This window comes from Cognaticolwellia beringensis (genome assembly GCF_002076895.1).
GTDB lineage: Bacteria > Pseudomonadota > Gammaproteobacteria > Enterobacterales > Alteromonadaceae > Cognaticolwellia > Cognaticolwellia beringensis.
On the sequence record NZ_CP020465.1, the window covers coordinates 4,171,329 to 4,191,853 of the forward strand.

Annotated in this window: 18 protein-coding genes; 8 read left to right on the plus strand and 10 right to left on the minus strand. The window is 36.9% G+C overall.

What is annotated here, in order from left to right; translation table 11 throughout:
* Positions 1–18: 18 nt before the first annotated feature.
* Entirely contained in the window at positions 19–888 is an 870-nt protein-coding gene (locus tag B5D82_RS17535) for an MBL fold metallo-hydrolase (RefSeq protein WP_081153385.1), read from the minus strand.
* Positions 889–1,205: 317 nt separating this feature from the next.
* Between B5D82_RS17535 and B5D82_RS17540 the strand changes: the two genes are divergently transcribed.
* Positions 1,206–2,114, plus strand: a complete 909-nt coding sequence (locus B5D82_RS17540) for a DMT family transporter (RefSeq protein ID WP_245807508.1) — start codon at positions 1,206–1,208, stop codon at positions 2,112–2,114.
* Positions 2,115–2,144: 30 nt separating this feature from the next.
* Here the strand turns inward: B5D82_RS17540 and B5D82_RS17545 are convergent, their stop codons facing one another.
* Together B5D82_RS17545 and B5D82_RS17550 are read right to left on the minus strand one after the other, a co-directional pair.
* On the minus strand, positions 2,145–2,684 hold the full coding sequence (locus B5D82_RS17545) for an isochorismatase family protein (RefSeq protein ID WP_081153387.1): 540 nt from the start codon (positions 2,682–2,684) through the stop codon (positions 2,145–2,147).
* A gap of 207 nt (positions 2,685–2,891) precedes the next feature.
* Complete coding sequence (locus B5D82_RS17550; RefSeq protein WP_245807509.1) at positions 2,892–4,658, minus strand: nitrilase-related carbon-nitrogen hydrolase; 1,767 nt, start codon at positions 4,656–4,658, stop codon at positions 2,892–2,894.
* Positions 4,659–4,973: 315 nt separating this feature from the next.
* Here B5D82_RS17550 and B5D82_RS17555 point away from each other — a divergent pair, with 315 nt between their 5' ends.
* Both B5D82_RS17555 and B5D82_RS17560 read left to right on the plus strand, forming a co-directional pair.
* On the plus strand, positions 4,974–5,345 hold the full coding sequence (locus tag B5D82_RS17555; RefSeq protein ID WP_081153391.1) for a PA2779 family protein: 372 nt from the start codon (positions 4,974–4,976) through the stop codon (positions 5,343–5,345).
* Positions 5,317–6,288, plus strand: a complete 972-nt coding sequence (locus tag B5D82_RS17560; protein WP_081153393.1) for a PA2778 family cysteine peptidase — start codon at positions 5,317–5,319, stop codon at positions 6,286–6,288. Before B5D82_RS17555 ends, B5D82_RS17560 begins: the two co-directional genes overlap by 29 nt.
* 131 nt (positions 6,289–6,419) lie before the next feature.
* Here B5D82_RS17560 and B5D82_RS17565 read toward each other — a convergent pair whose 3' ends face one another.
* Positions 6,420–8,804, minus strand: a complete 2,385-nt coding sequence (locus B5D82_RS17565) for an efflux RND transporter permease subunit (RefSeq protein WP_094122830.1) — start codon at positions 8,802–8,804, stop codon at positions 6,420–6,422.
* Positions 8,805–8,806: 2 nt separating this feature from the next.
* The gene (locus B5D82_RS17570) at positions 8,807–9,706 is read right to left on the minus strand and encodes an MlaA family lipoprotein (RefSeq protein ID WP_081153395.1); all 900 of its coding nucleotides are present in this window, start codon (positions 9,704–9,706) and stop codon (positions 8,807–8,809) included.
* 302 nt (positions 9,707–10,008) lie between these two features.
* Between B5D82_RS17570 and B5D82_RS17575 the strand changes: the two genes are divergently transcribed.
* Entirely contained in the window at positions 10,009–12,144 is a 2,136-nt protein-coding gene (locus B5D82_RS17575) for a S9 family peptidase (RefSeq protein ID WP_081153397.1), read from the plus strand.
* 236 nt (positions 12,145–12,380) lie between these two features.
* On the opposite strand, the gene trxC is transcribed toward B5D82_RS17575, so the two are convergent.
* A complete protein-coding gene (trxC, locus tag B5D82_RS17580; protein ID WP_081153399.1) occupies positions 12,381–12,827 on the minus strand; it encodes a thioredoxin TrxC in 447 nt (148 codons plus the stop codon).
* 307 nt (positions 12,828–13,134) lie between these two features.
* Here trxC and B5D82_RS17585 point away from each other — a divergent pair, with 307 nt between their 5' ends.
* Positions 13,135–14,091, plus strand: a complete 957-nt coding sequence (locus B5D82_RS17585; protein WP_081153401.1) for a homocysteine S-methyltransferase family protein — start codon at positions 13,135–13,137, stop codon at positions 14,089–14,091.
* 40 nt (positions 14,092–14,131) lie between these two features.
* Here the strand turns inward: B5D82_RS17585 and B5D82_RS17590 are convergent, their stop codons facing one another.
* The gene (locus B5D82_RS17590) at positions 14,132–15,739 is read right to left on the minus strand and encodes a B12-binding domain-containing radical SAM protein (protein ID WP_081153403.1); all 1,608 of its coding nucleotides are present in this window, start codon (positions 15,737–15,739) and stop codon (positions 14,132–14,134) included.
* Positions 15,740–16,521: 782 nt separating this feature from the next.
* Here B5D82_RS17590 and B5D82_RS17595 point away from each other — a divergent pair.
* The 3 genes from B5D82_RS17595 (at position 16,522) to B5D82_RS17605 (ending at position 18,117) form a co-directional block, all read left to right on the plus strand.
* Positions 16,522–16,899, plus strand: a complete 378-nt coding sequence (locus tag B5D82_RS17595) for a DUF1428 domain-containing protein (RefSeq protein WP_081153405.1) — start codon at positions 16,522–16,524, stop codon at positions 16,897–16,899.
* Positions 16,900–17,241: 342 nt separating this feature from the next.
* The gene (locus B5D82_RS17600; protein ID WP_081153407.1) at positions 17,242–17,679 is read left to right on the plus strand and encodes a hypothetical protein; all 438 of its coding nucleotides are present in this window, start codon (positions 17,242–17,244) and stop codon (positions 17,677–17,679) included.
* A gap of 195 nt (positions 17,680–17,874) precedes the next feature.
* Complete coding sequence (locus B5D82_RS17605) at positions 17,875–18,117, plus strand: DUF6868 family protein (RefSeq protein ID WP_081153409.1); 243 nt, start codon at positions 17,875–17,877, stop codon at positions 18,115–18,117.
* A 99-nt stretch (positions 18,118–18,216) separates the two neighbouring features.
* On the opposite strand, the gene B5D82_RS17610 is transcribed toward B5D82_RS17605, so the two are convergent.
* The 3 genes from B5D82_RS17610 to B5D82_RS17620 form a co-directional block, all read right to left on the minus strand.
* Complete coding sequence (locus tag B5D82_RS17610; RefSeq protein ID WP_081153411.1) at positions 18,217–18,729, minus strand: tRNA-uridine aminocarboxypropyltransferase; 513 nt, start codon at positions 18,727–18,729, stop codon at positions 18,217–18,219.
* A gap of 39 nt (positions 18,730–18,768) precedes the next feature.
* On the minus strand, positions 18,769–19,128 hold the full coding sequence (locus B5D82_RS17615) for a hypothetical protein (protein WP_094122831.1): 360 nt from the start codon (positions 19,126–19,128) through the stop codon (positions 18,769–18,771).
* A 245-nt stretch (positions 19,129–19,373) separates the two neighbouring features.
* Positions 19,374–20,345 carry a DUF1186 domain-containing protein gene (locus tag B5D82_RS17620; RefSeq protein ID WP_081153413.1) on the minus strand — a complete coding sequence of 324 codons (972 nt, stop codon included), beginning with the start codon at positions 20,343–20,345 and terminating at the stop codon, positions 19,374–19,376.
* Positions 20,346–20,525 lie beyond the last annotated feature (180 nt).

Consider the following 20,525-nt stretch of genomic DNA (forward strand, 5'->3'; position numbering starts at 1 on the left):
TGGCTAATACATTTATCGCTATTTAAATGCATCGATAGGTAAAGTTAAATAATGTAGGCCATTATCCGCGGCTTGTGGAAAATGACCAGCGCTAATATTGACTTGAACAGATGGTAATATTAGTTTTGGCATAGCTAAACCCTGGTCTCTTTTATTTCTAAATGCGACATATTCTTCAACAGAAACTTCGCTATTAATATGAATGTTTTGGGATTTTTGCTCAGCGACACTACTTTGCCAAACATAATCATCCCTTCCTTCTGCTTTATAATCATGCCCCATATAAATACAGGTGTTTTCAGGTAGCGCAAATATTTTGTGTATTGAATGATATAAAGTTTCAGCGTCACCACCGGGGAAGTCACATCGTGCCGTACCATAATCAGGCATAAACAAAGTGTCGCCAACAAAAGCATTACTATCAATTATATAAGTCAAACATGCAGGTGTATGTCCGGGTGTATGTAACACCTCAATAGTAAAACTGCCTAATTTCAGCGAATCACCTTCTATTAATAATTGGTCAAACTGCCGACCATCTGTAGCGAATTCAGCTGAAAAATTAAATATAGGCTTGAATATTTTTTGCACATCAACAATGTGTTTTCCAATCGCTATTTTACCGCCTAATGCTTTTTGTAAATAAGGCGAAGCGGTTAAATGATCCGCATGTGCATGAGTTTCTAATATCCAAAGACACTGCCATTGCTTAGTGTTGATATATTCGATTATGTCATCGGCTAACGCTGTTGATGTTTCACCTGATGACATATTAAAACCTAATACAGAATCAATAATGACACATTCATTTTCGTAGCTATCAGCCACTACATAAGTTGCTGTATTCGTTACTTCATCAAAAAAACTCTTTATTTTTAAATTAGTCACTATTAATCCCTATTTTGTAGGTTTTATATATAAAGCTTTATTCGCAGTTACCAGCCAATTGCTAGGCTTAATTTATCAAGTATCGTTATGAAACTGGTCTAAATAGAGTATTACTACAATAAAGCCTTGTGAATAACCACACTAACATATTAAATATTAGCGTGTAATACATTAGAAAACCCTAATATTGCGTAATTCATTATATTAATTAGAAAATTTAGACATAAAGGATGAGGTAATAGCTATTTCAATCGGTATAATAACCCAAGACTCTTCCTCAGCTAACTATCAAGTCATTGTTTAAAGGTGTATTTATTGTGGAAACAAATTATATAAAAATCATCGCAAGTACACTTTTCGCCCTTTTTGCTTTCGCTGCTAATTCAGTACTGTGTAGGTTAGCGCTTGGCGAAAATACTATTGATGCCGCAAGTTTTACCACAGTAAGACTACTTTCGGGCATTACGATATTATTTGTAATTATCACTATTACTAGCAAAGTGAATAGGCCTAATGAAAAGGTTAAAACGAAAGGTAGTTGGTTTGCCGCTGCTATGTTATTTATTTACGCTTTAGCTTTTTCATTTGGTTATATCTCATTAGATACTGGCACTGGCGCCCTGATTTTATTTGGCGCAGTGCAAATAACCATGATTATATCCAGTGTAATATCGGGCAATAAACTGCACTTTTTTGAATGGTTAGGCTTAACGGTAGCTTTTACTGGCTTTGTTTATTTAATTATACCGAGTTTGACTACACCATCTCTAACGGGCTTCATATTAATGAGCATTTCTGGTATTGCTTGGGCATTTTATACTTTGCTAGGAAGGGGTTCAAATAACCCTCTAAATGATACCGCATACAACTTCTTAAGAACGTCCCCTTTTGTATTCGCCCTAATCGCCATTGTATTTAGTGTTAGTCATATTCACATAACGCCAACGGGCATTATGCTTGCAGTTTTGTCTGGCGCTATCGCTTCGGGGATCGGATACTTTGTTTGGTATATGGCTCTAGCAGGACTTTCGGTCACGCAAGCTGCTGTTGTTCAATTGTTTGTCCCCATAATAGCAGCTCTAGGCGGTGTAATTTTTACCAGTGAAATGATCACCCTACGTTTAATTGAGTCTTCAGCCTTGGTACTTGGTGGTATTTTAATGGTGATATTAGGTCGCTATTATTTTGTTGAGTTGGCCACAAGAAAAGTATCTAACAAAAATTAAACTTATAAAATATAAGATGTGCTATTTTAACTATTTAATTAAATTAAGAATTTGCTTAAACTCTGATGACCTACAATCTTTCACAAGCTCGTACAAACACATTTCTAAACCTGTAATGTCAACGCCATTGCCCCTTAACCGGCTTATGCCAAGGTCTTTATTTGCTAAGGTTCGAGAAGAAACACAATCCCCAACGAATTGTACTTTATAGCCTAGTTTTAAAAGTCCTATTGCTGTTTGATATGCACAAATATGTGCCTCAATACCACAAACTAGCCAAGTATCTACGTTTTCAGCTCGCACTGCCTCTATAAACTTAGGTTCATCGCATGCATTAAAAGTAAATTTAGATATTGGAGTAGTTTCTGTTAGAAGTAAGCTGAGTTCGTCAACGGTAGAGCCTAACTTGTCAGGATTTTGCTCCAGACAAATTATTGGTAAACCTAAAGCCTGTGATCCTTTAATAAGCTTTTCACAATTACGTATTAAATTATCATTACCATCAACTAAACGAGCGAGTTTCCCCTGAATATCTACAACAATAAGACCCGTACTTTCCTTTTTTAACATGCTTCCACTCCTAAAGTTTGTTTAAGCTTTTAACGAGCCTACATAATAACTGACTTACCATCTAATAAAATACTCTAACTGGCTTGATTTTTTTTAACATCAAAATATTTTCAATTTGATTGGTTAATCTATAATAAGACTATTTTTAATAGTGGGTGATATATTTATCGATTCAATTTACAAATATAATATGGGTAATGGCGATAGCTAGGTAACTGTCGCACTAGGATGAATAACGGCTTTGGTGATTTTTCCATACTGTTGCTTCACTTTTATATCGGCTAAAGGCATGTGATTGCAACTATATAAACCTGACGTAATTCCTTGGCGAGATGAGGCCGTTCTCACCAAAACATCAACAATTAATCCAGTTGATTTCATTGGTTTTATCTTGTTTTTATTACCCGTTTTCGGGTTGTTGTTATAAGTGGTATCAGCATTTGCAAAGCTTTTTTCACGGCTTGCTGCAACGATGCAAATAGCGTTTTCAGCTGCGCGAGATAATAAGCTAAATTCAACCTCACTAGACTCTTGAATGTCAAACGGTACCAACAACACGTTAACGTTATTTAAAGCTGCAACTTTTACAATTTCAGGTATGTTAGCGTCATCAGCGATCAGTATAGCAATGTTAATATTCCCCTGCTCTAAGGGTAATTCTATGATGTTTAATTCATTTCCCAATGCGCTCCACTGGTATCTATTGCAAAAATGTAGTTGCTGTTGCGTGGCAAATAAACCATGTTCGCTTATTAATACACCCTGATGCACGCCGCTAATAACTAGACTTGTGCAGACGTATTGAAAAGGTCGTAATGTTGCACTGATTTGTATGATGAGTTCAGTACACAATATTTCTATTGTCGCGAGTTGTTCAGCGTTATGGCTGATCGTTTTATCTGCAATAAAAAATAACTCTGGTAATTGTATGATATCACTGAGGTTATTTTCAATGTAGTGACAGACATCTTCTATGGCTTGCTCGTTAGATTTGTATGTTGCAAATATCGCTACATTGGCCGTCTCTGGTAAGATATTACTGATGGCTTGTTCAATATTAGCCGTATGCTGTTGTAATGTTACTGGTTGTTGATAGAGTTCAACACGGCGTTGCTTTAAAAACTCAGAGCCATCAGGTCTACATTTTTTATTTAACCCTGCCACAGCCATGTCGATATCAGCGAAAGTAAAACCCTCCTTGTTATTTGCTAAAGACGACAAAACCTTACCGTTCACAGAAATTATTTGGCTATGACAAACACCCACTAAATCCGCTGTTAAGTTCACTTTTGGCGTAGACTGTCCAATTTTATTTGCTGTAGCTACAAAGACGTTATTTTCAATCGCTCGAGAGAAATTCTGTAAAGCGCCTTGTTCTACTACATATGAGCTTTGTGAATTGCATAATAATTGCGCCCCATCTAAAGCCAAGTCTCTAGCCGCTTCGAATGTAATAATATCGCTACCGGCTAATAAACCAAGTTTACCAAAAGCTGACGTTACTGCATCAGTCGCTTTATTGAAGCAGACAAAAAATTCATTTTCTTGTGCCAGCAATAACTGTTTATCTGATTGCTGAATAAGCTTTCCAGCTGGTGAGAACATACATGAGGTGACACTAATATTAGATTTAATCGTTGGGTTTTGATGTTCACGTGTAAGGTCTCTGCGCAAAGTTACGTTGATTAAAATATAACTGTTGTATTGTTTAGCTTGGCTCGCAATTTTTTGAAAAAATAGGCCGTTAATATCTAAGGCTTCATGCCAGGCTTGATTATGATCTTCGTAACAAGCTTCAGTATTACTATATTCTGGCAGAACGATTAAATCTGGTTTGCATGCTGCCACCTCATTTATCATTCGAATACAGGTTGCTTGATTTTCTTGAGAATTTAAGGATGTGGCAAATTGAGTAACGGCTACTCGCATGATTTTTAGTTTCCAGGTAATTAAGGCTGATTTAAACTGAGTCAACTAATGGCACTTTTAGCCATTGGCAAGATTATACAATTTTTAACTTAGTTTGTGACCTTGTCGAGCAAAGGAAAATAAATAAACTAAAAATCTCACTATTTTGCACATCAGCAATATCCTAACACTAAGTAAAGTACTGATAATATTAAAGATGAATATACATAAATCAAAGAATAGCTAGACGATGTGGTGGCTGACTGTTAGTCTGTACAGTGGAAAATTAAAATTATCGCACCAATTAATTATGTAATAGTTAAAATTGTATGCTTTATTTGGTGAACTGAACTTAACACGCTTAATTCATAAGGAAAACCAATGAAAAATTTGATCATGATATTTGCAGCGCTATTTACGAGCTCGCTTCCAATAACGTCAATGGCTGGCAATGTTAGTTCTGCTGTCGTTATAGAACAACAGCGTAGCGCAATTACTAAACAACAGATTTTATCTATGGTTGATAGTAACGAAGTACAACAACAATTAGTTGCACTTGGCGTATCTTCTGCAGATGCAGTAAACCGCATTAATAATCTTACCCATGCAGAGCTTGCTCAGTTGAATATGCAAATTAACGATGCTCCTGCGGGCAGCGGTATAGTTGGCACAATAGTGACTGTATTGGTTGTAGTTGCCGTACTTGATTTATTAGGTATTACCGATGCTTATTCTTTCATCGAACCTATCTAAAATCATTAATAAAGCAATAAAGGTTGGCATAATTGCCAGCCTTTTTTTACTTATTGGCTGCTCAACACCTCCGCAAACGTTGAAGCTTACTCAGCAACCCCCTACAAATATTCCGTTAACTGCAAATATTAAAGGTGTACCGTTTTATTCGCAGCAAGCCTATTACTGTGGGCCCACAACTCTTGCCGAAATTTTTGAATACAATGGCGTAAAGCTATCACCTGAAAGTATTGCCCCGCAGATATTCATTCCAAATAGAAAAGGAAGTTTGCAATTAGAAATGGTCGCAGCCATTAGACACCAAGAGTTTCTTGCCTATGCAAGTCATGGCTCCTTAGAGCAACTTTTACAACTAGTACACCAAAAAATTCCCGTTGTAGTGTTACAAAATTTAGGCCTGTCGTGGTATCCACTTTGGCATTACGCCGTGGTGAAAGGCTATGACTTAGAAACTCAAGAGTTTATCTTACATTCTGCTGATATTGAAAACCGCAGAGTAGGCATGAAAGTATTTGAACGTACTTGGCAACGCGCTAAATATTGGTATGTAACTGCACTAAAGCCTACGCAAAGCATTAGTGCATTAAACGACTTTACATATATAAGTGCTAGCCAAGATTTAATTTCGATTGGTAAAGGCCCCGCTGCTATTCCATACTTGCAGCAAGCGATTAAAGCCTGGCCTGAAAATTGGCTAAGTTATTTTTTATTAGCTAATTATTATTTCGAAAAAAACAACATAACTAAAGCATTAGACTGGTTTGAACAAGGTCTGACTTACGGTGATAATCAAAGTGATTATTTAAATAACTACGCTTATGCTTTACTTAAAAATGGTGACATAAACCAAGCTAAACATTGGATAGAACAAGCATTAAAAATCTCACCCAATGATGTTAATGTTATAGCTACGCAAGCAGAAATATTAGCCTCACAGCTTTAATTTTAAAATGATTTAACCGTTATAATTTTTCCAAAAAAAAGCTCACTTACCTTAAGTGGGCTTAAAAAATCAGATAACCAATCAAAACCTACGCAATAATTTAACGCTTTTATATATTACTTACTTTTATATTACTTGGTCTTACCTAAGTATTTCTTCAACAATACCGGTAAAGTAGTTATATCAGTCACCAAAGCCACAATCATCGCAACACTGGTGAGTAACCCAAACAACATGCTGGGCACAAAATTAGAAAATACCAAAGTACCAAAACCGATAACGATCACTGTTGTGGTATATATGAGTGCATAGCCAACCGATAAATTAGTGCGTTTAACCCAAGTATCACTACTGGCTTCATCAAGTTTGATTTCTTCTAAATATCGATGAATATAATGAATAGTATCGTCCATTGAAATACCCATAGCAACAGCTGCAATGGTGATGGTCATTAAATCTAATGGAATAGCAAAAATGCCTAATATGCCCATAATGACCGAGGTGGTAATTAAGTTTGGCACTAAGGCAATCCACGCTACTTTAAACGATGAGAAAATTATCATCAGTGTTATCGCCATAGCGCCATAAACAATCAGTATTGTCAGTATTTGGGAGTCAACTAAGCGCGACAATACATCTTGATAAAGGATAAATAAGCCCGTAAGTGTGTACTGCTGTTTTTCAATACCCAATAACGATAGTTCTTGATGAATTTCTGCCAATAAATCAGCTCTATTTAAGTCTTTAGTGCTATCTTGTACTCGCATTGAAATACGTATTTGCTTATCTTTTTCAGAAAAGTAAGCACCAAATAATTCTTGCTGCAAGTTAGGCTCTAAACTTTTGTATAGCGCCGTAAGTTCGTATTCTGTTAAAGGTTTACCATTTACCACCTGGGCAATTTTAGTAAAGTCGGCAATAGACGTAATGGCTCCAATGGCTTGTTGCTTAGCCAACATATTTTGAATAGCCGTAATCGTTTGTACCGTACTTGCAGAAATAACTAAATCTGACTTTATCTGCTCATCGGGAATATCAAATAACACGTCAAACGGTGTAGAGCCGCCAAATTCTTGGTCGATATAAGTGAGTTCTTGTCGAACATCGGTCGACTCGCTAAAGTAATTTAAAAAACTATTTTCTGCGGTAAGTTTTAAACAACCCAGTACGCCAACAATGGTAATTATCGCTGATATTATCACTATTTTTTTAGGTTGGTTTTTAACCAAACTCGCAGTTGCGTTCATGCCACGTTCAATCTGCTTGTGCTGTTTAACAAACTCTTGCTTATTAAAGAGTGCCAATAGTAATGCTGGGAAAAAAGCTAAGCTAACGGTAAAGCTTACCAGCATAGCAACCACCATCATCCAACCAAAACTAATAACCGGTTGAACACCACTAAAAATAAGTGAGCCAAAACCAATAGTGGTAGTTAAGCCGGCATAAAAACAAGGTTTTATTTTTTGCTTAATCGTTGCTAACACTAATTGTTTATGTGACCAATCAGTGTGTTTCAAGACCAGTTCTTGATAATGCACAATCAGATGAATGATCATGGCCAATGACAATATAATTTGCAGCGCAAATACGTTAGCAGAAATAACCGTGACTTTAAAATCAAGCGCAGCTAGTAAGCCTATGGTCATTACAACACTGGTTGCACAGCAAGCAATGGGTAATATTACCCAGCTGAATTGTCTGAACAAAAACCAAAGTAAAACAATCACAACCAAAATAATTAACGACCCAAAAAGCACTAAATCACTTTCAATAATTTGAATTAACTCGTAAGACAGTAAATTATTACCACCTAAATAAAAGTCGCCGTCTTTTTTATAGGGCTTTAAAATCGCGCGAATACTTTCAATTTCATCAATACGTGTTTGTTCTAAGTTTTTATTAAGTTTTTGTTGTTCATCCTTCAGTTGTTCAAGGCTATTTAGCTCTTTATCGGTTAACTCTCGGGTTAATAAATGACGTTTTATATCAATAATAGCGTGATTAACTTGCTCTACTTTGTGGTCTGATTTAAACACCACTTGCAACGACATAGCTGTTTGATCATCGTTAATGAGTAAGCCTTCATATAAAGGATGCTGTTTTAAACTTAATGATAATGTTTGTTCGTCAAACTTTTGCTTTTCCCATGTTAGATTTTTAACATCCGCTGAAACCGCATCCCCTGCAGTAAAAATAGGCATGTTAACAATGCTTTTTACTTGTTTAACACGAGATATTTCTGCTATTTCACGGCCAATACTAGAAACGGTAGTTAAGTTATTCGTTGCAAACAACTGGCTATTTTTGGGTTTAAAAGCGATTAATATGAATTCTTCTGAGCCATAACGTTGATCAGCAAGCTGCGTTAAAATGTAGTGTTTATTGTTATCAACTAATAAAGTGTCAGCCGACGCGTCTATCTCAAAGTGCTGTGCTTGCCAAGCTAAGGCTGCTGTTAACGCGGTAAAGGCAAGACAAATAACATAAGCCCACATAGTTGAGTTTTTATTTAACATAATTATTCCACTACCGGGTTGATGGTTTTATTTGGCTTAGATATAGGTTTTTTTTGCTTTTCGGTTTTAAAAATTTCGTTTCTGCGAGCTTGTCCATCTCGTAATATGTTTTGCATATATAAATTGCGCACAAACTCATAAGGATTTTCAATATCGGCTATAACATCAGGATATTTAGCTAAAATAGGTATTTGTGCTTGTATACCATCTGCTAGTAATAGCTGCGTGGCAGCATCTTCGTCGTTGATAAAATTAAGTGGATGCACAAAGTAGTTAAAGGTTAATGATGCTGTGTCCCGTAAATCAGACGGGCCGAGTAATGGTAAAACAAGATAAGCACCATGCCCAACACCATAGGTAGCGAGTGTCTCACCAAAAGTTGTTTTATTACGCTCAAGATCCATTAAACCATTCGCGGCATCAAACAAACCCAACAGGCCAACAGTGCTGTTTATCAACACACGAGAAACGCTTTTTCCTGACGCTGAAAATTCCCCCTGTAGTAAATGATTGATCGCATAAAGTGGCTCACGTAAATTATAAAAAAAGTTACGTATGCTGTTATCGATTGGCTCCGGAACAACTTTTTCATAACCATTGGCTAATGGACTTAACACATAACGATAAACCGTATCGTTAAACTTGAAAATAGGTTCGTTAATAAAGCGCAATGAATCTTCTGGTGCTTGATAACTAACGACACTAGGCTGGCTTTGTTCAGCTGCTATTTCATATGGACCTTTTAAAGGCTGTTCATTACTTACTGGTTTTTCAATTAGGTTTTCATTAGCCGACGAACACCCGACGCCCAGCGTAAGCAAAACACTGATTAATGTACATTGTAGAAAATTTTTATGAGGTAGCGTAAAATTGAACTTCACGTTGTATTTTATTTTTAACATTATTAACTCCCTTTAACTATTTAACCTGATACTAATATTGCAAATCAAGCTATGTAGGTAGCAGACAAATTTATGTGTAAGACATTTAAATAAACACTTTACATTGTGTTCCATCTACTCACTATAACAAATGGATTAATGCCATAAATAATAACACCTTTATTGCAATCACGAACGATTGAAATGAATAAACTTTACCCTTTATTTGAATAATTCACTAACGTAATTGACAAAAGCTCGATAGACTTGCTCATCGAGTTTTTGCTTTAGTATTCACCTCATTATTTACTTAGGAGCACTTAGTGCCAACATCTTCACTTATTTCAGATCCGTCAGATACATCAAACAAAAACATTGCCGCGCCAATCGCTAAAAAAATTCCTCATAAAATGACAATACATAATCATCAACGTATTGATAATTATTATTGGATGCGTGATGACCAGCGTTGCGATGAAAAAATACTGGCACACCTAAATGCTGAAAATAAGTATGCTGATGCTATGTTGGCAGAACAACAACCGCTACAAGATGCCCTTTTTCAAGAGCTTAAAGCACGTATTGTAAAAGACGATACTACCGTGCCAACAAAGGACGGTAAATATTGGTATCACAGCGAAATAAATGGTGAGCAAGAATTCTCAAACTTTTACCGCGCAACAAGCTTTACCGGTGAGAATAAAACGCTGATATTAGATGTTAATGCCCGTGCGGAAAATCATGAGTTTTATGACTTAGGTGATGTGTCAATTAGTCCCAATGATCAACTTATGTCCATATCAGAAGACATTGACAGCCGCCGTATATATACCATTAATTTTAAAGACTTAAATCAAGTCTCAAACTCTCCCGAAGCTTATTTATCAGATGTTCTCGTTGAAACCGAAGGACAAATTGTTTGGGCTAACGATAATCAAACGGTATTTTACGTAAAAAAAGATTTAGACACTTTATTAGGCACGCAAGTATATCGACATAAACTTGGTACCAAGCAAGCCGATGACGTCTTAGTGTATGAAGAGCACGATCACAGTTTTTACATAAGTTTAGATAAAAGCCGAGATGAGTCACAAATATATATTTGTTTACACGCTACTGAATCAACGCATTGCCTAGCAATGAGTGCCGATGAGCCAAATGGCGAATTTATTGACTTAGTCCCTTATCAAGAAGAACACGAATATTACGCAGATAAAATGGGCGACTATTTTTATATTGTCAGTAATCATCAAGCTAAAAACTTTAAATTAATGAAAGTTGCGGTTGACGAAATTGCTGACATGAATACCTGGCAAGAAGTTATTCCACATAGAAACGATGTACTACTTGAAGGCATAGAGATATTTCATAATTTTATTGTGATCACCGAGAGAGAAAACGGCCAAATTCGCTTTATTGTGCATACCACTAAAGGCATAAATGCTGGACAGCAATATCCATTATCGTTCGACGATCCTTGCTATTTCGCCTGCCTTGGCGACAACCCCGAGCCAGAAAGCACCGTTGCACGGTTATATTATTCAAGCTTAACGACACCGGGCTCTTTATTTGAATTCGATTTAGCTACGGGTGAACGAAAGTTACTTAAACAACAAAAAGTATTAGGTGAATTTAACAAAGAGAATTATCAATCAGAGCGACTATTCATCACCGCGCGTGATGGCGTAGAAGTTCCTGTATCGCTTGTTTATCGTAGTGACCGCTTCAAAAAAGACGGTACTAATCCCTTATTACAATACGGTTATGGTGCTTATGGTATTACCATAGATCCTAACTTTTCTAGTCAAACTTTAAGTTTACTCGATCGGGGCTTTGTATACGTGATCGCCCATGTGCGTGGCTCAGAAATGTTAGGCAGAGCGTGGTACGACAATGGAAAGATGGCGCATAAACAAAATACCTTTAACGACTTTATTGATGTCACCAAAGCCTTAGTCGCACAAGGCTATGGCGCAAAAGACAAAATATTCGCTTCTGGCGGAAGTGCTGGTGGCTTATTAATGGGCGCGATAGTAAACCAAGCACCTGAATTGTATTTGGGTATTGGCGCACATGTACCATTTTTAGACGTGTTAACCACTATGCTTGATGAAACTATACCACTAACCACGAATGAATATGACGAATGGGGCAACCCTAACGAAGCGCAAGCCTATCAAGATATTCTAACGTATTCGCCAATTGATAATATTAGTTCGCAACGCTACCCTAATATTTTGGTAACCACCGGATTACACGACTCACAAGTACAGTACTTTGAACCGATGAAATGGGTAGCAAAATTACGAGAATTTAAAACAGACGATAACCTACTGTTATTTAAAACTGATATGGACGCTGGACATGGCGGCGCATCTGGGCGCTTTAAAAGCTTAAAAGAAAAAGCCTTGGAAATGAGCTTTTTTATCTCTTTGTTACCTGAATCTGCTACTAAGTAAATTACCAATGTAGTGCAAATGTAGCGCCAATGTAAAGTAACAGAGTTAATCGTTGGCGTTGCTATTCTCAAGTTTATTTTATATCTCTTGTGAATAACAACGCCCTTTAAAAAACGAATCACAACTACTTCGCCCAACCAATTATTCAGATCAATGATGATAATTTATGAGTAGAAGTCATAACGATACTATATATTCGTTAGTCATTTATTTTAGTGTTTTTAATTGCTGCTATTTCAAACAGCGGGTAAATTTTCAGCTAGCCATTGTTTAAATTGAGCTTTGGGTAAAGCGCCTGACATACGCGCAATTTCTTTACCGTGATGAAAGATCATTAACGTAGGAATTGAGCGAATATTATAGCCACCAGCAGTTTGTTGGTTATGCTCAGTGTCTAACTTCACAAAGCAAGCTTGCGTAAACATTTCACCTGCAACCTGTTCATAGGTAGGTGCAAATTGTTTGCATGGCCCACACCATTCAGCCCAAAAGTCGACCACAACGGGCAAACCATTACCTGTGACAAAACGGCTGAAATTGTTATCGCTACCTACAATCGGTTTTGTTGAAAGCACAGTTTTACCGCACTTACCACATACGGGCTTATCGTTAAGTTTTCCGCTGGCTAAACGATTTTTAGTACAGCAGTTAGCACAAACGATTAGCATAGATGAATCAGACATATTAAATCTCAATAAAAAGTTGTTGGGAATTCGTTTATAAAATACAAAGTAGAGTAATTATATGGGTTTTTGCAAGATTTAATTCAAGTGTAATCTGTTTATTAACTTGTTTTATAGTGGAACTTTTAGTGAGAATTAAAACAATGCCTGCTGAACATCGCTTTTCAAAAATGATTTAACATCGCATGTCTTAGCTAATTTTAAGAAATCATTTAGTTAAACATTAATGACTGCCCTGTCTGCGCTTGCTTTATATAAAGCACATGGTTATTCTGAGTTTTTTTAGTATCACAAGTTACATATTAGTATGAAATTACCCGCTACATTGCCAATAATTCTTGATGGTGGCATGGGTCGAGAGCTCGAACGCATTGGTGCGCCCTTTCAACAACCAGAATGGTCAGCACACGCGTTAATTGAATCTCCCCATTATGTCTCACAAGTACATCGTAACTTTATTAATGCCGGAGCTGAAATTATTACCACAAATACCTACGCTTTAGTGCCGTTTCATATTGGTGAGAAACGCTTTAAAGAACAAGGGGCTGATCTCATCAAGCTGGCCGCTAAATTAGCTCGCGACTGCGTTAATGATAACGATGTTGGTGACCTTGATGTGAGTGGTAACGTTAACGTAAATTCCAAGGTGTTAGTTGCCGGATGTATTCCACCCGTTTTAGGCTCATACCGACCCGATTTATTTTCAGTGACACAAGCCAAGCCTTTGCTTGAAGCTTTAATAGTAAATCAAGAAGCTGATATCGACTTTTGGTTAGCTGAAACAATATCGTCAATCGAAGAAGCGGCCATGATCAAAGCCCGCACGGCACAAACAATCAAACCTACTTGGATTGCATTCACCGTTAAAGACGAAATAAACACTGAATCACGGCTACGTTCTGGAGAAACTGTTTTTGCGGCGGTTAGCCAAATAGCTGGGCAGCATGTTTCGGCGATATTATTTAACTGTAGTGCGGTTGAAGTTATGGAATCAGTGCTGATCAATGCGAAACAAGCGTTATTAGCACTTGGCCTTGAAGGCAAAGTTCAGCTAGGTGTGTATGCGAACAATTTCCCACCCATTGGTGAACTTCGAGAAGCAAATAATGATGAAGGTTTATCGATTATAAGAAATGATATATCGCCAATAAGATACCGCGAATTCGTATCGGCTTGGATTAATGCTGGCGCATCTATCGTCGGTGGCTGCTGTGGCGTTTCTCCAGATCATATAAAAAAGTTATCTGAGCTTAAAAAGCTGTAGACTTTAATTTTATTTAAAAGAAAAAACGCAGCAAGTGTGACTAGCTCATGTGTTGTTGTTGGCGCTTTAAGGCTTTATTTTTACTTGGGGCTACTATGTTGGTAACCTGATAAAGATTCAGGCTACTAAACAGACTTTTCAGCTTAGCAGCCTCATAATCTTGCTCAATTTTTTCGATCACCAAAGCATGTTTTTCTGGATACAAAGCTTCAACGGCTTGCGAAATTAGCTCAAATAACTTTTTCAAATTAATTTTATGTATCTGCCCCGTTTTGTTAAAAATCCATTCAGTAATCGCCATAAAATCATCAAATGGCTCATCGGACAATATATGGGGTAATGCGTATTTAAAGCGCCCTGAATTACCAATCATGTCCCAATAACGGGCAAAGCGATTAATACGTTGCATGGTGGCGAAGCTGACCCTGTCGGTGCTTAATATATTAAATGGTGGCAAAGGATTAAACCGTAAGTCGAACGCTTCGGTATGCCTGATGATTGGGCTGCCCTTCAATCGTTTCAAAATACCCATTTGAATTTCATGCGGCCTGCAATGATAAAGCTGGTTAAAGCTATCTTTAAAACTATCGAAGGTTTCACCCGGTAAACCAAAAATAAGATCGGCATGAATATGTGCGTGAGTATTATCTTTCAACCAAATTAAATTATCTTTCGACTTAGCATTATTTTGCTTACGGCTAATATTTTTTTGTACTTCGGTATTAAAGGTTTGTATGCCAATTTCAAACTGTAAACTGCCTTCAGGAAACTGTGCTAACAACTCTTTTAACTTTCTCGGCAGGTGATCGGGCACCACTTCAAAATGTAGGTATAGATCGTCAGTCATTCGGTCTAAGAAAAACTGCATAATTTGCATTGTAGTATTAATGTTTAAGTTAAAGGTTCTATCAATAAACTTAAAATTACGCGCGCCACGGTTATACAAAATTTCCATTTGCTCAAGAAATAGCACTATCTCAAATGGTACTGAGGTTTTATCCAAAGACGATAAACAAAATTCACACTTAAACGGACAACCACGCGACGCTTCAACATAAAGCAAACGGTGAGTTAAATCTTCATCAGTATAATACTGATAAGGCGATGCAAGATCTTTTAGCTCAACAGGTTTGGAATTGAGAATTTTTTTGTCTAGTGGCGCATCGTTAATAATGTCTTTACACAGTTGATAAAAACTTAAATCTGCTGGACCAGTTAACACATAATCGGCACTGGCAACAATCGCTTGTTGCTCAGTTTCATAACTTACTTCTGGGCCACCTAAAACAATTTTAATTTCAGGCGCAATAACTTTTAACAGGCTTACCACATCAGTAGTTTCAACAATGTTCCAAATATAAACCCCAAAACCGACAATATCAGGTTTCGTTGCTAATATTTGTTCAACAATATCAATGGCACGCGTTTGAATAATAAACTCTTTAATTTCACAAAATCCCTGTAACTCTTGCAAATTAGCGTACAGGTAACGTAAACCAAAACTGGTGTGAAAGTAACGAGCGTTAAGGGTCGCAAGCACAATTTTAGGCGCAGCTTTGTCTATTTTAGAGGCGTTTTTTTGAGTATTATCTTCAGTAAGATGAATTTGTGTAACGGGTAATTCAGTGTGATGTTTTTGCGCTGCCATACAGGATCTTAAATGCCTTTGATAATATGGCGGCAATTATACGGTGATTGCTGAAGATATTCAGCAATCTTATTTTCGCATAACAAACTATCTGTCGAAAAAATTTTACAAGCTGAAGCCATATAAAATAAATATCAACAAATTTTATACTTCAGGTTTCTCCAGATTAATTATTATATAAATTATATGTATCTATTTTATATACAGTTAAGCCACGTTGCTTCTCAAGTCATGAAATGGGGCAACTTTCCTTATTTTGTCCAAACGGAAAGTTGTTGCTTTATCTGTACACAAAGGACTGTTATTAATAATTAAAATGGATAAAGCATATTTTCTGTAACAGAAGCTGTTTCCTACTATTAAAGAGTTATGTTTCAAAGCGGAAGTGGAAAGTAATTACGCAAAATGAACTTGGTTCCTCGTTGTAAATTAATTTAATTGCGCCTCCATCGGCTAATGAATATTATGAGCTGCTTGGCTTATCAAATAATGAACGTTGCTAGGTTCTTGTACGTGACTCGAGCGGAACAACTATATGGCAATTAAATAGGATACTGAAGTTCCCCCCGTTTTGTGGTCACTGGCAAGTATATCGGTGACAAAATAGCATTTATTCATTTATTTGGTCTTGGTATAATGGCAGCTTCTATGTATTGGTGGGGCTTAGTTTGAAGCCAGCCAAATACCAAAAACATATGTCGGGCCGTCCAATCAGCGCACCCACTATGTAAATCGTTATGTGCATTAATGGCCGTTAATTCAGCTAAATAAAAGGAGCAGTTATGTCTCATTACATAGACGGATTCGTTCATGCGATTCCCCGAGATCGACTAGAAAATTACAAACGCCTTGTAGCAAAAGTCGCAGAAATTTGGAAGGAACATGGTGCACTTGACTACTGGGAATGTGTTGGGGATGATTTACATTTAGCGGGAACTCGCTCGTTCATTGATCTCGTTGACGCTAAGGAAGATGAAACCATCTTGTTTGGTTGGGTCGTTTTTGATTCTCGTGAGGAACGTGACTTGGCTAACGCGAAAGTTGCAGCCGATCCGAGAATGGAGCAATTGATGGCCGAATCAAATATAGAATTTGATGCTCAACGGATGGCGTATGGTGGATTCCAACCCTTCATTTCATCGACCAACGTGAATGCCTAATATAAAGAAGAATTGGCTAGCCGGACTTAGTACATACAAGAACTTTTAGGTCGAACAAAATAGTTGACTTTAAATTAGTAGGTAATTGTTTTTATAAAATAATACCATCCGGTTAGCGTGTGTTTATTAACATTGATTTATTTCACTATCTTAATCTTCTTTACGCTTTTAGAGATCAGAACAAAGTTTAAAAACGTATAGGCTATACTTTATTTAACCCACTGATAAGGGTTTAATATGTGTTGTGTTCCTTGTACCTGCCCAGTTGTTACATCACAACATATTTTACAGCGGAATAATAACCGTCGTATTATATTTAGCATGATCGAGGAGTTTTAATAAATGGCCGAAGATTTTCAATTAGTAGCAAAAAGTCGAGAATCTGAGTGTGCTGAACGAGCCGAGTTTTTTGAAGATAGACTACGATTTTTTTCTAAAACCAACTGGATTACCTTGATTGTACCTTCTTTATTAGGAGTCCTTGCTGGCGCAGCACTTTCTTCCAATGTGAACCCTATTTGGCTTGGTTTAGGTGCATTAATTGCTGCACTTTTGACCGCAATACACAAAGGCTTAGATTGTGATGCGCATCAGGAGGAATGTCGAAGGATAGTGCAGGCCAATCGAAGCTTTGAAGTACGTTACAGGACACTTCATCAAATAGGCAGTGAAAATATAATAGAAGAATTGCGTGCTTTAGATAATGAACTAGCCGCTTTACGTGCAAGCCAATTGGCAACAGTTGAACCCTTGTGGTTTAAAAAGGGTATCAAGAAGTAAATTCACCAGAAATAAACAAGGTAGAATGTTAGCTTCTCTAAAACCCATGGTATTTACGATTTCAGACAATATGATATATTTATTTAACTTACTACTATCAGATGGCTATCATTAGCTCAGCCCAAGAAAATTCTATTATAGGGTTATACCAACTTGCTATTACACTAAACAATATTTACGGAGAATGAATCGATAATGGATATTAATGAAATTACTACTTTTTTTGGTTGGTGTACGGTCATTAATTTGGCTGTTTATCTGTTTTCAGCATTGGCTATAATCGTGTTTAAACGTTTTACGACTAACCTGCACAGTAAAGTAATGGGAATAGATGCTAAAGCGTTACCGCAACTGTACTTTAACTATTTGGGAAACTATAAGTTAGGTATTCTGATATTTAATCTTGCTCCCTATTTGGCATTGAAGTTAATGGTTTAGGGGTAACAAGCTAATATAAATTTTCAGTTATTCATTGCCATCTTAACCAATTTTGTCATTAACTTTCTCAATTACGCTCTCATATACGTTATTAAGTTTTTAACCATTAAATTGGTCAAACTTTATTACCAGCTCTGCTGCTTTTTTATTTTGCCCTTTCAGTTTTAAAACTTCAATTATACATTCGATGGTGCAAAGGCCACCCGTAGGTTGATTGGCTCTAAGTTTATATAAAGAACTGCTTTCTGTTTTCAGGGTAAAATGTGGCGCACTCCTTAAATATGGGCTCTGATTAAATATTTTTTTTGCTTCTTGCCATGTAGCATCAATAATGATGATATTTTCATACTCTTCAATTGTCAGTGGTGTTAACGCAGGTATTGCAGATGTTACTTCTGATGACATTGTCAATGCGGATTCTGGTAAAGGATCTGTTTTCGAATATAACAGTGCCGCCTCATTATTTTCTATCAATCGAATAAGGTCTTTATTCGGTTTTATTCTTTCCCAAAGAATACGTTCAACTAGGTTATTAGCATTTTCTATCGCTAGACAGCCAGTGTTGGTTGCCCTACGTAATTCACGCTCATGTGTTAGTAAAAATATTTTCATTGTTCTGCTTTAAGTATTTGAAGGTCAGCGCGCTTGAATCTATATATTTGAAGATTTATCTAAAATATTAAGTGAATGACATACAGCGGCGATACGCATTGTAATGTCGATGTTTTTATCAGGCTCATTAGCATGTTGCAGTGAGTTTACATGGGAACGCAAACACACATAGCCACCATTGATTAGCGATATAGCGACACATGCATGGTGATACTGTGTTTCATTTTCAATATTCAGCATGGCAAAAGATCTAAAGTGTAATGCTTCAAGAATGCCCCCTTCTGCTATATCGATATACTGGCGCGCTACAAAATAAGGATTAGTGCCCCCCATTCGAGCAACAGCAAATTCAATATCTCGTTTTTGTGATGGTGTTGGTTCGTTGATCACTTCTAACATTAGATTTTTAAGGTATTCACTGCCGCAAGTATAAACAGCTGCCCAGGCTGAATAGGCAACACTTAACTTATTTTTATCGTTGGTATTACTTTAAATTAAGTTAACTGCTTTAATTTTATATCACCTATAAGCTAAAAATAGTTAAGTGCTTTTAGTGATATAGCTTTAGGCCCGGTCACTAAAAGCACGCATGCCAAAACGATATAAATGGGATATAAATGCGATTGGCAATGCTAGTGCTGGGTTTACTGTAAACAGCACTTCTTATATTTTTTGCCACTGCCACAGGGGCAAGGTTCGTTACGGCCAACTGTAGGTAATGAGCTAACAGGTACGCTGTTCTCTAAAATAGTATTTTCGTCGTATAATATATTCGACAATAAACCACCTTCGCCCATTAACGAGTCAAATAGTTCGTTGTCTTCGTTTGACAGATTATCGAGCACGCTATCATCTTCATCATCAACCCATGACAATAAAGTCTCAGTAAGATTAAAGTCGGTTTGAATAATGCCAGATTCAATCAACATCATTGCGTCAGCACTATTCCACGCTTTTACTTCCTGTTGTTTAAAGCGGTCTTCGTCAAATAAGTTTTTATCCTCGACACCATGGTCACATAAGCCAATAAACTGATCTTTAAAGTCATCTAATTGATAGTCGATACAATAGTCGGCTAATGCGCTCATTAAAAAACTATTAACTGAGCTTGGTACCACCAAAAATGAGGCTAACCAGCGAGTTACATGCTCGCTTAATTCAGTTTTATCAATTGAGCCCACTTCAAACTGTGCAAATACCGCTTCCATAGCTGACGCTTTACAATACATGGCTTGATGAGCACCTGTAATATAGTCAGATAAGGCTTGTGTATCACCATTAGCAACATTATAAAATAAAGTTGAAGTTAATTCAGTTAAGGCATCGCCAAATACGCCTTCAAGCGGGGTTGAAAACGAGTCACTGCGTGAAAATAGCTGCAAGCATTTTGGCAACGCGGGAGAATGCTTTAATTCAGCACATAATAAAGTACCAAAAAATAAAATGGCGTTTTGTTCGTCGGTTAGCGTAGTGTCATCTGCGACAAATTGATCAATTAATCGCTCTAAATCAGGATAAAATACCGACCAATTCATTTTAACTACTTCGATCGCTTCAACAGGTAATTCGTTGCCATGGGCATTGGCAATGACCCATAAAGCTTGTTCTAAATTCATATAAATTCCGCGTTATATAATCAATAAGGTGTAGCAAGTGCTATATGGTAAACATTTACAATGCCCGTTACCATTTATAGCATCATTTATAACTGCGTTTTCTGCTAAATTTTACTATAACAGTGCAATAATTATATTTACACGTAAATAAAGCGGTGATGTTTAGCTTTTGTGCTGCTA